13 protein-coding genes and 2 pseudogenes are annotated in these 15,125 nt (G+C 63.0%); 8 read left to right on the top strand and 7 right to left on the bottom strand.

Annotated features, from left to right (window positions below):
* From D2V17_RS21335 to D2V17_RS09620, 5 genes and pseudogenes are all read left to right on the top strand, one after another.
* Positions 1–242: pseudogene (locus D2V17_RS21335) on the top strand (conjugal transfer protein TrbL); the annotation flags it as partial.
* 4 nt (positions 243–246) lie between these two features.
* Positions 247–930 (top strand): conjugal transfer protein TrbF, encoded by a 684-nt coding sequence (gene trbF, locus D2V17_RS09635; RefSeq protein ID WP_119592768.1) that lies wholly within the window; start codon positions 247–249, stop codon positions 928–930.
* Positions 927–1,943: a P-type conjugative transfer protein TrbG gene (gene trbG / locus D2V17_RS09630; RefSeq protein WP_119592767.1), complete on the top strand. Its 1,017-nt coding sequence runs from the start codon at positions 927–929 to the stop codon at positions 1,941–1,943. The genes trbF and trbG overlap by 4 nt, the downstream gene beginning before the upstream one ends.
* Positions 1,943–3,175, top strand: coding sequence for a TraB/TrbI/VirB10 family type IV secretion system protein (locus D2V17_RS09625; RefSeq protein ID WP_119592766.1), 1,233 nt, complete (start codon positions 1,943–1,945; stop codon positions 3,173–3,175). The genes trbG and D2V17_RS09625 overlap by 1 nt, the downstream gene beginning before the upstream one ends.
* Positions 3,172–3,393, top strand: a complete 222-nt coding sequence (locus tag D2V17_RS09620; protein WP_119592765.1) for a DUF2274 domain-containing protein — start codon at positions 3,172–3,174, stop codon at positions 3,391–3,393. The genes D2V17_RS09625 and D2V17_RS09620 overlap by 4 nt, the downstream gene beginning before the upstream one ends.
* A gap of 19 nt (positions 3,394–3,412) precedes the next feature.
* Here D2V17_RS09620 and D2V17_RS09615 read toward each other — a convergent pair whose 3' ends face one another.
* The 7 genes from D2V17_RS09615 to D2V17_RS09585 all read right to left on the bottom strand — a co-directional run bounded on the left by D2V17_RS09615 (position 3,413) and on the right by D2V17_RS09585 (position 13,505).
* The gene (locus D2V17_RS09615; RefSeq protein ID WP_119592764.1) at positions 3,413–3,694 is read right to left on the bottom strand and encodes a hypothetical protein; all 282 of its coding nucleotides are present in this window, start codon (positions 3,692–3,694) and stop codon (positions 3,413–3,415) included.
* A complete protein-coding gene (locus tag D2V17_RS09610; protein WP_119592763.1) occupies positions 3,691–4,638 on the bottom strand; it encodes a LysR family transcriptional regulator in 948 nt (315 codons plus the stop codon). The genes D2V17_RS09615 and D2V17_RS09610 overlap by 4 nt, the downstream gene beginning before the upstream one ends.
* 99 nt (positions 4,639–4,737) lie before the next feature.
* Positions 4,738–7,215: a heavy metal translocating P-type ATPase gene (locus D2V17_RS09605; RefSeq protein ID WP_119592762.1), complete on the bottom strand. Its 2,478-nt coding sequence runs from the start codon at positions 7,213–7,215 to the stop codon at positions 4,738–4,740.
* Between the two features lie 116 nt (positions 7,216–7,331).
* Complete coding sequence (locus D2V17_RS09600) at positions 7,332–10,595, bottom strand: efflux RND transporter permease subunit (protein ID WP_147367325.1); 3,264 nt, start codon at positions 10,593–10,595, stop codon at positions 7,332–7,334.
* 46 nt (positions 10,596–10,641) lie between these two features.
* Entirely contained in the window at positions 10,642–11,829 is a 1,188-nt protein-coding gene (locus D2V17_RS09595) for an efflux RND transporter periplasmic adaptor subunit (RefSeq protein WP_119592760.1), read from the bottom strand.
* A gap of 11 nt (positions 11,830–11,840) precedes the next feature.
* Complete coding sequence (locus tag D2V17_RS09590; RefSeq protein ID WP_119592759.1) at positions 11,841–13,094, bottom strand: TolC family protein; 1,254 nt, start codon at positions 13,092–13,094, stop codon at positions 11,841–11,843.
* Positions 13,095–13,154: 60 nt separating this feature from the next.
* Entirely contained in the window at positions 13,155–13,505 is a 351-nt protein-coding gene (locus D2V17_RS09585; protein ID WP_119592758.1) for a hypothetical protein, read from the bottom strand.
* A 279-nt stretch (positions 13,506–13,784) separates the two neighbouring features.
* Between D2V17_RS09585 and D2V17_RS22000 the strand changes: the two are divergent.
* The 3 genes and pseudogenes from D2V17_RS22000 to D2V17_RS09575 form a co-directional block, all read left to right on the top strand.
* Positions 13,785–13,907, top strand: a pseudogene (locus D2V17_RS22000) (hypothetical protein); the annotation flags it as partial.
* Between the two features lie 6 nt (positions 13,908–13,913).
* A complete protein-coding gene (locus tag D2V17_RS09580) occupies positions 13,914–14,627 on the top strand; it encodes a LysR substrate-binding domain-containing protein (protein WP_220474096.1) in 714 nt (237 codons plus the stop codon).
* Positions 14,628–14,665: 38 nt separating this feature from the next.
* Complete coding sequence (locus D2V17_RS09575) at positions 14,666–15,115, top strand: NUDIX hydrolase (protein ID WP_119592756.1); 450 nt, start codon at positions 14,666–14,668, stop codon at positions 15,113–15,115.
* The last annotated feature ends 10 nt before the right edge of the window (positions 15,116–15,125 follow it).

Raw genomic sequence — 15,125 nt, 5'->3', positions numbered from 1 at the left:
GAGCCGTGCTGTCGCCGCTCAGAAAGGCGGCCGGATCACTCAAGGAAAGCCATCGCGCGGGTCTGGGCGCAACCGCCGATAAGGCGGGAAGCGCTGTCTCCTCTTCATCACAGCCTGCATGGGCCGCCGCGATGAAACGCCGTCAGTCAGCCGCTCATGGCGCGACTGTTGCCGCACATACGCTGAAGGCTGGTGACAGCCACGGTGGCGGTTCCGGTCCCGATATTCGCGAGAAGGATTGATACAATGTTCCGACGCGCCTCCATTCGCTACGCTCAGACGCCTGAACCCGTCACGCCTTATCAGCGCGCGGCGCAGGTCTGGGATGACCGCATCGGCTCCGCGCGTGTTCAAGCTCGGAACTGGCGGCTTGCTTTTTTCGGTGCACTGGCAATTTCCGGTGGTCTGGCTGGCGGACTCGTCTGGCAATCCGCCCGCGGCCACATCGTGCCTTGGGTGGTGCAGGTGGACAAGCTCGGCGAAGCGCAGGCGGTCGCGCCTGCCGAGGCCGACTACCGGCCCACCGACCCGCAGATCGCCTTCCATCTCGCGCGCTTTCTCGAGCACGTCCGTTCCATTCCGTCCGATCCGGTGATCGTGCGGCAGAACTGGCTGCGTGCCTATGAGTTCACCACCGACAAGGGCGCGCTGGCGCTCAACGATTACGCGCGTGCCAACGATCCTTTCGCCGATATCGGGCGCGTAGCCGTGGCAGTCGATGTGTCGAGCGTGATCCGCGCTTCCGACGACAGCTTCCGCGTGGCCTGGACCGAGCGTCGCTATCAGGACGCACAATTAGTCGAGACGAGCCGTTGGTCGGCGATCCTCACCGTTGCGGTGCAGACGCCGCGTGACCCCGATGCCCTGCGCACCAATCCGCTCGGCATTTTCGTGCATTCCATCAACTGGTCAGAGGAGCTGTCGCAATGACATATCCGCCAATCTCCCGCGCTGCTCCGGCGATTTTGCTGGTCTGCGCTACCGCACTTTCCGGCTGCGCCACAACGTCGGCCGATCTGCCCGATATTGCCTATGATGATCCACCGGGTGAGATCGCCGCCACGCTTGCACCGGACCCGCCTCAGCCGGTCGAAGTGGTTGCCATACCCGAACCGTTGCCACTCCCGGGACAGTTAAAGCCGGTCGCACTAGCGGAGCAAAATCCCGAACCCGCCGATCCGTGGAAACGTATCGGCGCGGCCAATGATGCCGCGCGCGTGCAACCGGTCCGCGACGGCTTTCTCAATGCTATCCAGCAATACCCTTGGGCCGAAGGCGCGCTCTATCAGGTCTACACTGCGCCCGGTCAGGTCACAGACATTGCCTTGCAGGAAGGCGAGCAGCTTGTCGGCCCTGGACCGGTCGCGGCCGGCGATACCGTGCGCTGGATCATCGGAAGTACGGTGAGCGGCAGCGGCGGAGCAGCCCGCGTGCATATCCTCGTCAAGCCGACCCGGCCCGACATTGCCACCAATCTTGTCATCAATACCGATCGGCGCAGCTATCATCTGGAACTGCGCGCAACTCCTGAGACATATATGGCCTCGGTCTCCTGGATCTATCCGCAAGACGAGCTGATCGCCTTGCGAAATCGGAACGCAGTGGCGGCATCCACCGCACCCGTGGCCGATGGTGTCGATTTGTCTACGCTCAATTTCCGATACCGCATCGAGGGCGACCGCATGCCATGGAAGCCCGTGCGGGCTTTCGACGACGGACGGCAGGTGTTTATCGAGTTTCCCGCCGGAATCGCGCAGGGCGAGATGCCGCCGCTCTTCGTGACGGGGGCCGCCGGCGATGCCGAGCTGGTCAACTACCGCGTGCGAGGCCGCTATATGGTAGTGGACCGGCTGTTCGCGGGCGCTGAACTGCGCCTCGGCGACAAGCGCAGCGAACGGCGTGTGCGCATCCTTCGCACCGACGGCAAGCGCCGGAGGCGGTGATGGCTGAGCCCAACGAAAGCGCCCAGGTCGATCCGGTCGTGCAGGAAGTAACGGCGCAACCCGGATCCACCGATCCGCGCCCGTTCCAGCTTCGCGGACCCACACCAAGCGTCATGCGCCTGTCGCGAAAGGCATTGGCGGTGCTTGGCATAGTGGCCGGTCTCGGCATCGGCGGCGCGCTTACCTATGCGCTGCAGCCGCCCGGCGAGCGGGCAGGCGAGGAACTCTTCAATACTGACAGCCGCGCCACGAGCGAGGCAATTACATCGGGGCCGAAAGACTATGGCGACGTGCCCAAGCTCGGAGACCCGCTTCCCGGCGATCTCGGCGGCCCGATCGTCGCGGCGCGCGAACGTGGCGAGAATGTGCCGGTGCCGCCGGTCGGTGCGCAGCCCGATCCGCGCGCCCAGGCCGAGGAAGCCGCGCGCCAGCGCGCAGCACAAGAACGCGATGCGGCGCGGACCAGCGCGGTTTTTCTCGGTGGTGGGTCTGCGGGAGGAGTGAGTGCGATGCCGTCCGTTCCGGTCTTACCTGACCTTGCGGCACAAGCGCCAGCCGATCAGGACGGAGCCGCACTGCAAAGCGATCAGCCAGCCCAGCTCGCCTTTCTTGAGCAGGCATCCGACCAGCGCATGGCAAGTGCAGAGCGGCTGACCGCGCCCGCGTCGCACAACGTCCTTCAAGCGGGCAGCATCATCCCGGCCGCGCTCATCACCGGCATTCGCTCCGATCTCCCCGGCCAGATCACCGCGCAAGTCACGGCAAATGTCTACGACAGCCCTACGGGGCGCATCCTGCTTATTCCGCAGGGCGCGCGGCTGATCGGCGAATACGATAGCGATATTGTCGCTGGGCAGACCCGCGTACTGCTTGCCTGGGATCGGCTCATCATGCCGAACGGCCGCTCGATCATCCTTGAGAGCCAGCCCGGTGCCGATCCGGCGGGGTTCGCTGGTTTGCAGGACGGGGTGAACCACCATTGGGGCAATCTGCTCCGGGCCGCGGCTATTTCGACGTTGCTTGGCGTAGGCGCCGAGTTGGGCGCGGACAGTGATGACGATCTGACTCGCGCGCTGCGTCGAGGATCACAAAGCACTATCAATCAGACAGGCCAGCGGATCGTCTACCGGCAGTTGAACGTGCAGCCCACGCTGACCGTCCGGCCGGGGCATCCCTTGCGCGTGATCCTGGCCCGCGACCTCATATTGGAGCCGGTGGGAGGCTCGCGATGACGAAACTGAAGCTTGGGCTGCTGGTTGACGACAAGCCGGTAAAGGTCACGGTCGAACTACCGGCTACCGTCCATCGCGACCTTGTCGCCTATGCTGCCGCGCTGGCGGCCGAGACCGGTGGCGATGCCGTCCCGCCGGAAAAACTGATCGCGCCGATGCTGGCCCGGTTCATGGCGACCGATCGGGCTTTTCGCCGGCATCGTTCCCAAGCGAACTGACGGCGACTTATATCCCGCCTCAATTGCCAAAGAACCGCTTTGACCGCGCCCTGCCGTCTGCTTCCACGGCCGCCATTTCGGCATTGAAGCATTCGTCGCCGCGAACCGTTCCTTCCGCGCATTGTGCCTGGACATGCCGCGCTTCGTCGAGATGGGCGGCGAAATACTGCTTGCCGCGTGGTCCGGCTTTAGCCGAAGCTGCAATGCTTGCCGTCTGCGGAGCGGGTGCGATGGCAGGCCGCAATACAAATCCGGCGCCAAATCCGATGAGCGCGATGATGAGTGTCTTGCGTTGAGTCATGACTGTTCCTCTCCCGATTGTTGAGCCGATGGCGCCCGCGCCGGGATGGGCGGCAGCGAATAGCGGACGGCCACGAAATCGAGGAACCGGCGTAGAACGGGATTTTCATTATCCTCGCGCCAATAGCCCGAATAGCCAATCCGTATATGGCCGTTGGTTTCATGGACTTCGCGGAACACCACATTCGGCACCTGAATGCCGAGTGCGGATTCCGCGACGACCGAGATCCGTCCGCCAAGTGCGATGACGCTGAGTACTGTGTCGCGGCTCACATCCTCCATGTCTATCTCGGGCGCGTAGCCTGGCATTCCTAGCTTGCCCAAGAGCAGGTTGCGCGTTTCAGGACCGGGATCGCGCGCCGTCAGCAGGAAGCGTTCGTCGGTCAGGTCGGTCCAGTGAAGCCGGTCACGCTCGGCAAGCGGATGACCTTCCGGCATCGCCACGAGGATACGCTCGCTCCAGAATGGGCGGCTCATCAGTCCCCGATAAGGAGCCTCGCCGATCATGATCGCGATGTCGAGCAACCTGTTCTCGATTCCCGCGAGCAGTATATCGCGGCCCCGCTCGAAGCCGCGTACCTTCACATCGGGAAACCGCTCGCCGAACTCGCTGACTGTCGCACGAAGATTTCCGGCTGAAAATGAGGTGTAAAAGCCAATTGCGAGCCGGCCGGCGTGGCCGGTCTTCGTTGCACGAACCCAGTCGTTCAATTCCTCGAATTCGTTCACGATCCGCTGGGCCGTCTCCAGATAGGTTCTGCCGTTCGGCGTCAGAGTCGCGCCACGTGTCTTTCGGTCGAAGAGAACTATTCCGAGCCGCCTTTCGACTTCCAGTACATGCCGACTGAGCGTGGCCTGCTTGATGTTGAGAAGACGCGCCGCACGGCTGAAACTTCCTGCCTCCGCGGCCGCGATCAGATAGCGAAGCTGGCGTAATTCGATCACTAACTCTCTCAAATGACAATACTAACCAAACCTCTGAAATCATCGAAGCTGCCAGAAGCCAGCGGAAATGCTCCGCTCATGCTTAACCAAGGTGCAATTTCATGCGTGGCTCTTGTCGCGATAGGCGAGCAGGCGCAGAGCGTTAAAGACCACGAGAAGCGTCGATCCTTCATGCACCGCCACGGCCGGTCCGATGCCCAGCCCCAGAATGGTCGCCGGCACCAGGAAGACGACGACGCCGAGACTGACAAAGACATTCTGCAAGATGATCGATCGCGTCGTCCGGCTCAGCCCCACGGCAAATGGCAGATGCGACAGGTCGTCAGCCATCAGCGCAACGTCCGCCGTTTCCAGCGCGACGTCGGATCCCGCCGCGCCCATCGCGATGCCCACGGTCGCGGTCGCCATGGCAGGGGCGTCGTTGACGCCGTCACCGACCATCGCAACCTTGGCCTCGGCGCGAATCTTCTTGATCGCCTCGACCTTGTCTTCGGGCATGAGATCCCCCCATGCCTCATCGATGCCCACATGTGCGGCGATCCCTTCCGCCGCGCGCTGGTGGTCTCCGGAAATCATGATCATCCGTTCAATGCCGATTGCCCGCAACTGTTCGAGCGCTGTCCGCGCGGTGTCGCGGGGAGTGTCCATCAGTCCGATTGCCCCGAGGTCGCGACTGTCGCGTCGCACGACCATCGACGTGTAGCCGCCTTCGCGCAGTTGCTCGATGGCTGCCGCCATCTCGTCGGAAAGCCTTTGAACACCGTCGGCACCGAACATTTCGGGCTTGCCGATCAGGACCTCCTGCCCGGCCACCACCGCGCGAACTCCCATGCCGGTCATGCTCTTGAGATCGTTAGCCTTGGGAATCGGGTATTCGCCCACATAGTTCCGACCATCACGGGCGATGGCTTTCGCAAGTGGATGGTCCGACAGGCTCTCCACTGCGACGGCCACAGCCATCAGTTCCGCCTCTGTCACACCTTCTGCCGAAACTATGCGCTGAATTTGCGGCTCGCCTCGGGTGAGCGTACCGGTCTTGTCGAAGGCCACCGCCTTCAGCGAGCCCAGCAGCTCCAACGGTGCGCCGCCCTTCACGAGAACCCCGCCTCGTGCGGCTCGGGCCACGCCGGACAAAACCGCGCTCGGCGTGGCGATAGCCAGCGCGCACGGGCTTGCCGCGACCAGAACGGCCATGGCCCGGTAGAAACTGGCACTGAACGGCTCGTCCACCACGACCCATGCGAAAAGCATCACGAACGCGAGCAACAGGACGATCGGTACGAAAAATCGCTCAAAGCGGTCGGTAAAGCGTTGTGTGGGCGACTTTTGGGTCTCGGCCTCGCTCACCATCCTCACGACCTTCGCGAGCGTACTTTCGCTCGAAAGGCGCGTGACCTCGACCTCGATCAGGCCGCTGCCGTTGATGGTCCCGGCGAATGTCCGGCTGGCCGCGTCGACCTGCTGCGGATTGGAGCGGGCAAGCGCCTCATCCGGCACGGCATGTTTGTCCACCGGCATGCTTTCGCCGGTCACGGGTGCCTGATTGATGCTGGTCGTGCCCTTGACGATGAAGCCGTCGGCCGGGATGCGGGCATCTGGCCTGACGACGATGACATCGCCCGGCACCAGCTTTTCAACGGCGATCTCTTCGCTGCCGCCGCTTTCCAGCCGGAGCAGTGCGGTTTGCGGTGCCAGCTCGGCTAGAGCCTCGATTGCGCGCTTGGCCCGCCCCATCGCGTAATGCTCCAGTGCGTGGCCGAGGCTGAACAGGAACAACAGCAGCGCCCCTTCGGCAAAGGCGCCCAGCGCCGCCGCTCCCGCAGCCGCGACCAGCATCAGGGTATCGATTTCGAATTTGCGCTGCCGCAGATTGTCGAAAGCTTCCCGCAGGGTGAAGGAGCCGCCGAAGAAGTAGGCTGCGACATACAGCGCGGTCGGCAACCAGTCCGGCGCGCCGGAAACCAGCTTCTCGATCGCAAAGCCGAGGCCGAGCATCATGCCGCTGGCGAGGGCGAAGAACAGTTCGGTGTTGGGCCCAAGGAAATTTCCGTGATGGTGGTTATGGTCCTGATCTGCTTCGCCGTGGTCATGCCCGGCATGCGCATCGCCCGCCGACCCTGCGCCGGAAGGCTGCTCCCGCCGGACGTCCATCCGGGCCAGGGCCTCCTCCAGTTCCCGCTCGGAGATCTGCTGCATATCGTATTCTACTCGAACCGGTCCCGCGACATTGGCGCCCGCTTCCAGAACGCCGGGCAACTTGCGCAACTGTTCACCGACCGAACGCGCCTTGCGTTGATGACCGATCCCCTCGACCGACCACAGGAGGTGGCCATAGCGTTCCGCGATGGCAGCGCCGGCGGCCCGGGCAATATCGCGAATGCGCGACAGGGAGACGATTTCGGGATCGTAGTGAATGCACAGCAGCGCCGGCTTGTCGTCCTCGGCGGCCAGAACATGGGCGCGGTCGATTCCTTGCCGTGCGACAAGATTCGCGGTCAGGCGTTCCACGCAACCGTCGTTCTCATCGGGAATATCGGGAAGAACGAGCGGGATTTCGAGTTTCAGCTTCTCTGTCATCAAATAGTCCACTTTGCATTGCGTGAGCGATTGCGCTCGATCGTCATCCTGCCGTTGGAACGATCAGGTCTTGCGGAGGAAACCAATGGGCTTCCTCCGCAAGACGCAGATGATCGTCAGGTGATTTCAGACCACTCGCGGCGTTCTGTCCGAGTGAGATTGCGCCGAATGCGATCCCACCACTTTTCCCGCCAGCTTCGTTTGTCCTCATCCGTGTGCAGGACAAGCCGGGCTATAGCCGGAAGTACGAACAAAGTGAGTGCCGTGGCGGTGATCAAACCGCCGATGACCACCGTCGCGAGAGGTCGCTGCACTTCGGCCCCGGTGCCGGTGGCTATCGCCATCGGCACGAAGCCGAGCGATGCCACCAGAGCCGTCATCAGGACCGGCCGCAAGCGAGCCAGTGCGCCTTCGCAAATGGCATCGTCGAGGGCCAGTCCCGCATCGAGCCGCTGGCGGATCGCGGTCATCATCACGAGGCCATTGAGGACGGCAACGCCCGACAATGCGATGAAGCCGACCGCAGCGGAGACCGAGAACGGCATACCCCTGAGAGCCAATGCGAAAACACCGCCTGCAAGCGCCATCGGGATCGCGCTGAACACCGACAAGGCCGGAATCCATCCGCCCAGCGCCATGAACAGCAGCAAGAGGACGACCATGAAGCAGATCGGCACCACGATCGAGAGCCGTTCCTTCGCGGCCTGCAGGTTCTGGTACTGCCCGCCCCATTCGATGAACGATGCGGGCGGCATTTTGACCCTGTCGCCCACCTGTGCCTGCGCTTCTTCCACGAAGGAGCCGAGATCGCGCTCGCGGACATTGGCAGATACGATCACGAGCCTGCGGCCCTGCTCGCGGCGAACTTCTGCCAGCCCGTCGACCACCCGGAACTCGGCAACCGAGCGCAAGGGTATCGTCGAACCGCCCGGCAGCAGGATCGGGAGCGCACCGAGCTGGTCGAAATCGTCCCGCGCCGCATTCGACAGGCGAACGACGACATCGAACCGGCGATCGCCTTCGAAGACCAGCCCGGCGGGCCTGCCTCCAAGAGCAATGGCGACCGATTGGGCCACGTCTTCGACCGTAAGGCCATAACGCGCGATGGTGGGCCGGTCGAACGCGATGTCGAGCGTCGGGAAGCCGGTCACCTGCTGGACCTTGACGTCGGCCGCGCCCTCGATGCCCTGCAGAACCCCGGCAACCTCGTTGGCAGCAGCGGTCATAGCGGTGAGATCGTCGCCATAGAGCTTGACGGCGAGATCACCGCGTACGCCCGCGATCAGCTCGTTGAAGCGAAGCTCGATCGGCTGGCTGAATTCGTAGGCATTGCCCACGAGGGCACCAAGCGCGCTTTCCATCTCGGCAACCAGGTCATCCTTGGACAGGCCAGGATCCGGCCATTCGTCACGCGGCTTCAAAATGACATAGGCATCGGACGCGTTGGGCGGCATCGGATCGGTTGCCACCTCAGCCGTACCTGTGCGGGAGAAGACCAGTGCGACCTGCGGAAACTGCTCAAGCCGGTTTTCGACCTTGCGCTGCATTTCGAGCGACCGCTCGAGCGGGGTCGACGGGATGCGCAGGGCCTGCACGGCGAGGTCGCGCTCGTCGAGCTGCGGCGTGAATTCGCTGCCAAGGAAGCTGAACATGAAGGCCGCGACCGCGAACAGTCCCGCCCCTACGCCGATCACCGGCCACGGACGCGCTATGGCGCGGCGCAGCGCGGGCCCATAGCGTTCCTTTGCCAGGCGAACCGGCTTCACTTCCTTTTCGGTGAGCTTCTTGTTGAGCAGCACGGCGATCATCGCTGGCACGAAAGTCAGCGACAGGACGAACGCCGAAGCCAGCGCCAGCATCACCGTGATGGCCATGGGCGAGAAGGTCTTGCCTTCGACCCCGGTGAAGGTGAGCAGAGGCGCGTAGACCAGCAGGATGATCGCCTGCCCATAAACGGTCGGCTTGATCATTTCCTGCGCCGCCAGCCTCGCTTCGGTTAGCCTCTCGCCCAACGTGAGCAGCCGCCCTTCGCTGTGCTGGCGGGCGGCAAGCCGCGCGACGCTGTTTTCGACGATGATGACCGCTCCGTCGACGATCAGGCCGAAGTCGAGTGCGCCAAGGCTCATCAGATTACCCGACACGCCAAGCCGGTTCATGCCGATTGCGGCCATCAGCATCGATATCGGAATGACCAGCGCGGCGATGATCGCGGCGCGGATATTGCCAAGCAGCAGGAACAGCACCACGATAACGAGCAGCGCCCCTTCGACGAGGTTCTTCTCGACAGTGGCGATGGTGGCATCGACCAGCGAGGAGCGATTGTAGACAATCTCCGCTTCGACCCCGTCCGGCAGCGAAGCGCGCACCTCCTCAAGCCGTTCGGCAGCCTGCGCCGAAACGGTGCGGCTGTTTTCGCCTGCACGCATAAGCACTGTGCCCACAACCGCCTCGTCGCCGTTGAGCGAAGCCGCGCCGGTTCTGAGCTCGCCGCCGATGCTGACGGTCGCGACATCGACGATGCGGATCGGAACGCCTTCGCGTGTCGCGACAACGGCCTGCTCGATATCTTCGATGCTACCGAGCCGGGCATCGACCCGCGCGAGCAATGCCTCACCCGCGCGGTCGACGAAGTTCGCACCCTCGGCAAGGTTGGCAGCCTCCAGCGCATTGATCAGGTCGTCGAATGACAAGCCGTAGCCGGTCAGGCGCGACGGATCGGGCTGGACGAGATACTTCTTCTCGAAGCCGCCGATGGAATCCACCCCGGCGACGCCCGGTGTCGAGCGCATCAGCGGCGCCACGATCCAGTCCTGTACCGTGCGCAAATACGCGGCCTTTGCGACATCGCTGTCCAGCCTGTCGCCACGTTCGGTGACGAAGCTGCCGTCCGCCTGCCATCCGGTCGTACCGCCTACTGGGGCGCCGTTCCCGCTGGGGTGCTCATATTCGATCGTGTACATGAGCACTTCGCCGAGACCGGTCGATATCGGGCCCATGATCGGTTCCGCGCCTTCCGGCAGGGCAGCGGTCAGGGGAGCCAGGCGCTCGTTCACCTGTTGCCGTGCGAAATAGAGATCGGTCCCCTCCTCGAAGATGGCGGTGACCTGACTGAACCCGTTGCGCGAGATCGAGCGTGTGAAGTCGAGCCCCTCAATCCCTGCCAGGCCGGTCTCGATAGGATAGGTCACCTGGGTTTCAACTTGCGCAGGCGACAGTGCCGGCGCCTCGGTGTTGATCTGCACCTGAACGTTGGTGATGTCCGGCACAGCATCGATCGGAAGCTTGAGCAGGTTCATCGCCCCCCAGATTGCGGCGCCGACTGTCAGGACGATCATGGCCCAGCGGAAACGAACCGCGACATCGAGGATCATCCCGATCAGGCCATGAGATTGGCGCCCCTCGCGATGGGGGCTTTCGATTGCGTTATCAGTGGCCATGGGAAGCACTGTCCTTTTCGAGTTCTGCCTTGAGCAGGAAGGCGTTCTTGGTCGCGATGTGCCAGTTCGGCTGCAGGCCGGACACGATGGTCACCATGCCTCCCGACCGCGAGCCCACGACGACGCCGCGAGCCTGGAAGCCGCGCCGGGTCTGCACGAACACCACTTCTTCCCCATCGATGGTCTGGACCGCGTCTTCCGGCACAGCCACGCGTGTCGCGTCGACCTCACCCGAGGGACGAATGGTGGCTTGGAGAAATGCGCCCGGCTGCAAGCCGGGAATGGGCCTGGCGAGCGACAGCACGGCAGTCGCGCTGCGACTTTCGGGATCGAGCGAGGGCGTCACCGAGCGGACCCGCGCGCCGACTTCCCGGCCATCCCCTGTTTCCAGAGAGGCCTCGTCACCGGGCTGGATACGGACAGCATCAGCCGATGGCAGGGCCACGTCGACCTGAATCCCGCTGGGATTGACCACGCGATAGAGTTCCTCGCCGGCGTTGACGAAGGAGCCGAGCACAATTGGTGCCGCCGTGACCCGGCCCGAGAGCGGACTGGTCACCGCTAGCGATCGCCCGTCTCCGTTGACGCCGGCCGCTGTCGAGGCCGCACGGGCACGCGACAGCTCCGACTGCGCAACCTGCAGATTGGCCCGTGCCGCTTCGAGATCCTGGCGCGCCGTGACATTGGCTTCGAATAGACGCTGTTCGCGTTCATAAATTGCCGACAACTCGCCGACCCGGGCCTGTGCTGCGCTTACTTGCGCGGCGAGCCCGGCGGCATCGGCACTTTCGAGTCGGGCAATGGCTTCGCCCTCCCGCACGTAATCACCCAACGTCTTCCCGACGCTGCGCACAACACCCGATGCCCGGGCATCAATCCGTGCACTGGCGGCCGGACTTGCCGTGACCGTTGCGGGAAAGACGAGTTCGACGACGGATCCTCTGCCGACCGTTTCGATCACGATTTCCGAGGCACGGATCTGCTCGGGGGTGATCTCGACCAACCCTTCGGGCACCCCGTCATCGGCGTGATCATCACCGCCGCCATTCTCTTCGCCTTCGGCGTGTTCTTCCTCTCCTGCATCACGCGGGGCCCCGCCGCTGTCGGGCCAGAATACAAAGGCAGCAAGGATCAGGATGACGAGGCCGATGGCAACGGCCAGACGTTTGCGATTCATGATAGAGGTCCTCATTGCGCAGCGAGCCAGATGAGCTCGGCCGCGAGACGGCCACGGTCTTCCCGGGCCTGGATCAGGGCTTCACGGATGGTGTCGCGTGCCTGGGCGGCCGCCAACACCTCGATGAGCGGGAAGCGGCCATTGCGATAACCGACATTGACGAGCCGAAGGGCTTCCTCGGCTTGCGGTAGCGAGGTCTGAGCGAGAGTTTCGACCCGGGTTTCGGCGGCAAGGTAGCGCGAGCGCGCCTGCTCGATCTCCAGCCGATAATCAGCCAGCGCTACAGCCTCGCGTGCGTTCGCGGCACGCAGGCGTGCCTGCGCGGCGGCGATGTTTCCCTGGTTGCGATTGGCAAAGGGTAGCGGGATCGAGACGCCAACGAGAAACGCCTGCTCATTGCTTTGCTCGAACCGACGGACACCTGCGGAGATGACCGGGTCGGGCACCGCCAGTGAGCGTTCGCGGTCTATTGCGGCATCGGCCGCCTCGCGCTCGGCACGGGCGACCTGGAGACGCAGGGATCCTTCGGAAACAAGCAGGTTGGCAGGCGGCACGATTGCCGGGAAATCTGCGGGCACCAGGGGCGCGGAAGCGGTATCGCTCCACAGCGCCGCCAAGGCAGTGCGTGAAGAGAGTGAGGCAGCCTCTGCCGCCTGCAACTCTGCTTCGGCTTCGGCGACTGCCGCTTCAGCCCGCAGCGCGCGCAAGGGCGGCTCTCGGCCGACTTCGACCAGCAAGCCTGCGATACGCGCGAGTTCGCGGTTGCGTTCGACGATATCGCGCGCGAGTTCGAGCCGCGAGGCAGCGGCGACCGCCTCGACATAGCGAGCGCGAACCTCGCGGCCGAGCCGGGCCGTGGCCAGCTCGCCCTCCAGCGAAGCCACCAGGGCTTCGGCTTCGGCCGAACGGACGCGGGCGCCGCGCTTGCCACCCAGTTCGAGACGTTGGCCCACCGAAAGTGTGTAGTCGGTGGCGGACAACCCCGAAAAAGCGCCGGTGCCCGCGAAGTTTTCAGCTTCGAAGGAGAGCTCGGGGTTGGGCCTTAACCGGGCTTGGTCGATGAGCGCGCGGGCTGCCGCAGCGTCTTCAACCGGCCCGATGAGCCGCGGGTTGACAGGGTTATCGGAGCCGGTCTCAACGACTCCGCTCCGTTCGAGCGCGTCGTCGAGCGACAGGACGGGTGTGTCCTGCGCTGCGGCCGGCACGGTAAACAATGCGAGACTTAAGCCCCATACAAGGGAGCCCCGCCAGAAACTGGCGTTCATGGATCATGATTTCCTCTAAGAATTTACGCAAAGCGCCGTGAACGGCGCAGTGGCGGAAATTCAGGCGCGAGGAGGGCGCTTCGGCAGGTCGCGCTCTACGGATGCGAGCCGCGCCACACGCAAGGGAAGGCGCGTGGAAACCATGAACATCTGGGCATCAAACGCTTGACCGCGTTCCAGCGCCGTTGATGTGTGATGACAATGGCCATGTGCGCATGTGGCGCTTTTCTCAGCTGGCTGCTTGTCGGTTTCCCCGTCCCCATTCGAATGGGAAGCCATCATTTCGACGACCGTTGGAACGTCTTCCGCCGAGCATTCCAGAGCTTCCGCGACCGGGGCAAATAGCACGCCGATCACTGCAAGCAGCATCAGGAATGACCTGAAGGGAAAAGCTCGAAACAGCCGGACCATACCTGCCTCATATAGAACCAAGGCGTGACAGTAAAGATACAAATTTAGTGTTATGTTATATCAAAAATGATAGATGTCTATAAAATATTTCAACTAACTATAGATAATTTAGGAGATCAAATAGCTTCTAGAAAATAACATCTTAAACGAGGTGGCTAACTATCGGTGATAAATTGTATAAAATTTTAGTTTTAAAGTGCCAAACAATATGTTCATTCCGTTTGAGTGGATGCAAGCAAACAATAAGCGGCGTCTGGATATTGATAAGTCAGACGGCTTCTGCGACATGGGCTTCGATCACGACGCCGAGACGCTTGCGCACTGCTCCGAAAATGGCCGCGAGATTGTCCATCGGCGATCAGCACGCAACTCAAGAAACTTGAGGAACAGGCGGGCGCGCAGTTGTTCGTGCGCAAAGGCAGGGGGCTCGTCCGCACCGCCGCCGGCGAAGCGCTGATCGCCTATGCCCGCAAGATCGTGGACCTGAATGACGAAGCGGCGCTCGCCCTGGGCGCTGCCACCAATACCGGCGTTGTGCGTCTCGGATTGCCGCAGGATTTCTTCGAGGATGTAATGCCGGCAACGCTCACCGCGTTCTCCAGTCGGCATCCGACGGCGCAGGTCGATATCCGCGCTGGTCAAAATCACAAGCTTGCCGAGGAAGTTGCCGCAGGCAGGCTGGACGGGGCCAGCGTCTATTTCGACGAGGGTTCCGGTGGCGAAGGGGAGCTGCTTTGCACCTTGCCGATGCGCTGGCTTGCCCATGAGAGTTTCAAGCCCGCAGGGGCGAAGCCGGTGCCGCTGGTGATGTTCGACCACCCCTGCCTGTTTCGCAAGGCGGCGCTGTCCGCCCTGGACCGTGCCAGACTGCCGTGGCGCGCGGCGGTGACAACCCCCAGCCTCTCCTATGTCTGGGCCGCACTTCGCTCGAAGCTTGGAATAGCTGTGCGCACTGCGCATGGTGTCCCGGAGGATATGGTCTGCGTCGATGGCAGGTTCGGCCCTCCCGACCTACCTCCCATCGAAATCCGCCTGCTCACCTCGCAAACCGCCTCGTCTGCAGCGCAGGATATGTGTGAAATCCTGCGCGGAGAGGCAAACCGACTGATCGCGCCGGCTTGATGGCCAAATGGCGTGTGCGGAGCTGAAAGGATCTCAACATGACAGAAGGATCGCAACGTCCGATAGCGGCAACCATCGCGGTGGTTGTTCGTGAGGGTCAGGTCCTGCTGGTTCGTAGGGCCAATCCGCCCGATGCAGGGCGGTGGGGTTTTCCCGGCGGCAAGATCGAAACCGGCGAAACCATCGAACAGGCTGCCATTCGCGAACTTTACGAGGAAACCGAGATCCGAGGCGAGGCCTTGCAGACCTTCACCGCCGTCGATGTCTTCGACCATGATGAGCATGGCGGGCTTCGTCGGCACTTTATCCTTATTGCCGTGCTATGCCGATGGTGTTCAGGCGAACCTGTTGCTGGTGATGATGCGCTCGAAGCCAGATGGTTCGACCTTGCGGATCTCGAGGACGCAAACGTCGCACTCAGTCTGAATGTCAGCGAAGTTGCATGGCAGGCCGCCGCCATGCGCGATGATTTTTCCGAAACTCTATAACAGCCCTTGC

This window comes from Aurantiacibacter xanthus, from assembly GCF_003584015.1.
GTDB classification, from domain to species: domain Bacteria; phylum Pseudomonadota; class Alphaproteobacteria; order Sphingomonadales; family Sphingomonadaceae; genus Alteraurantiacibacter; species Alteraurantiacibacter xanthus.
The sequence above is the reverse complement of the archived record's forward strand: the minus strand, read 5'-3'. Positions and strand labels throughout refer to the sequence as shown.

Excerpts from the sequence above, each read along its gene's own strand:
- trbF (WP_119592768.1), top strand. The coding sequence starts at position 247 with ATGTTCCGACGCGCCTCCATTCGCTACGCTCAGACGCCTGAACCCGTC.
- trbG (WP_119592767.1), top strand. The coding sequence starts at position 927 with ATGACATATCCGCCAATCTCCCGCGCTGCTCCGGCGATTTTGCTGGTC.
- D2V17_RS09625 (WP_119592766.1), top strand. The coding sequence starts at position 1,943 with ATGGCTGAGCCCAACGAAAGCGCCCAGGTCGATCCGGTCGTGCAGGAA.
- D2V17_RS09620 (WP_119592765.1), top strand. The coding sequence starts at position 3,172 with ATGACGAAACTGAAGCTTGGGCTGCTGGTTGACGACAAGCCGGTAAAG.
- D2V17_RS09615 (WP_119592764.1), bottom strand. The coding sequence starts at position 3,694 with ATGACTCAACGCAAGACACTCATCATCGCGCTCATCGGATTTGGCGCC.
- D2V17_RS09605 (WP_119592762.1), bottom strand. The coding sequence starts at position 7,215 with ATGACAGAGAAGCTGAAACTCGAAATCCCGCTCGTTCTTCCCGATATT.
- D2V17_RS09595 (WP_119592760.1), bottom strand. The coding sequence starts at position 11,829 with ATGAATCGCAAACGTCTGGCCGTTGCCATCGGCCTCGTCATCCTGATC.
- D2V17_RS09590 (WP_119592759.1), bottom strand. The coding sequence starts at position 13,094 with ATGAACGCCAGTTTCTGGCGGGGCTCCCTTGTATGGGGCTTAAGTCTC.
- D2V17_RS09585 (WP_119592758.1), bottom strand. The coding sequence starts at position 13,505 with ATGGTCCGGCTGTTTCGAGCTTTTCCCTTCAGGTCATTCCTGATGCTG.
- D2V17_RS09575 (WP_119592756.1), top strand. The coding sequence starts at position 14,666 with ATGACAGAAGGATCGCAACGTCCGATAGCGGCAACCATCGCGGTGGTT.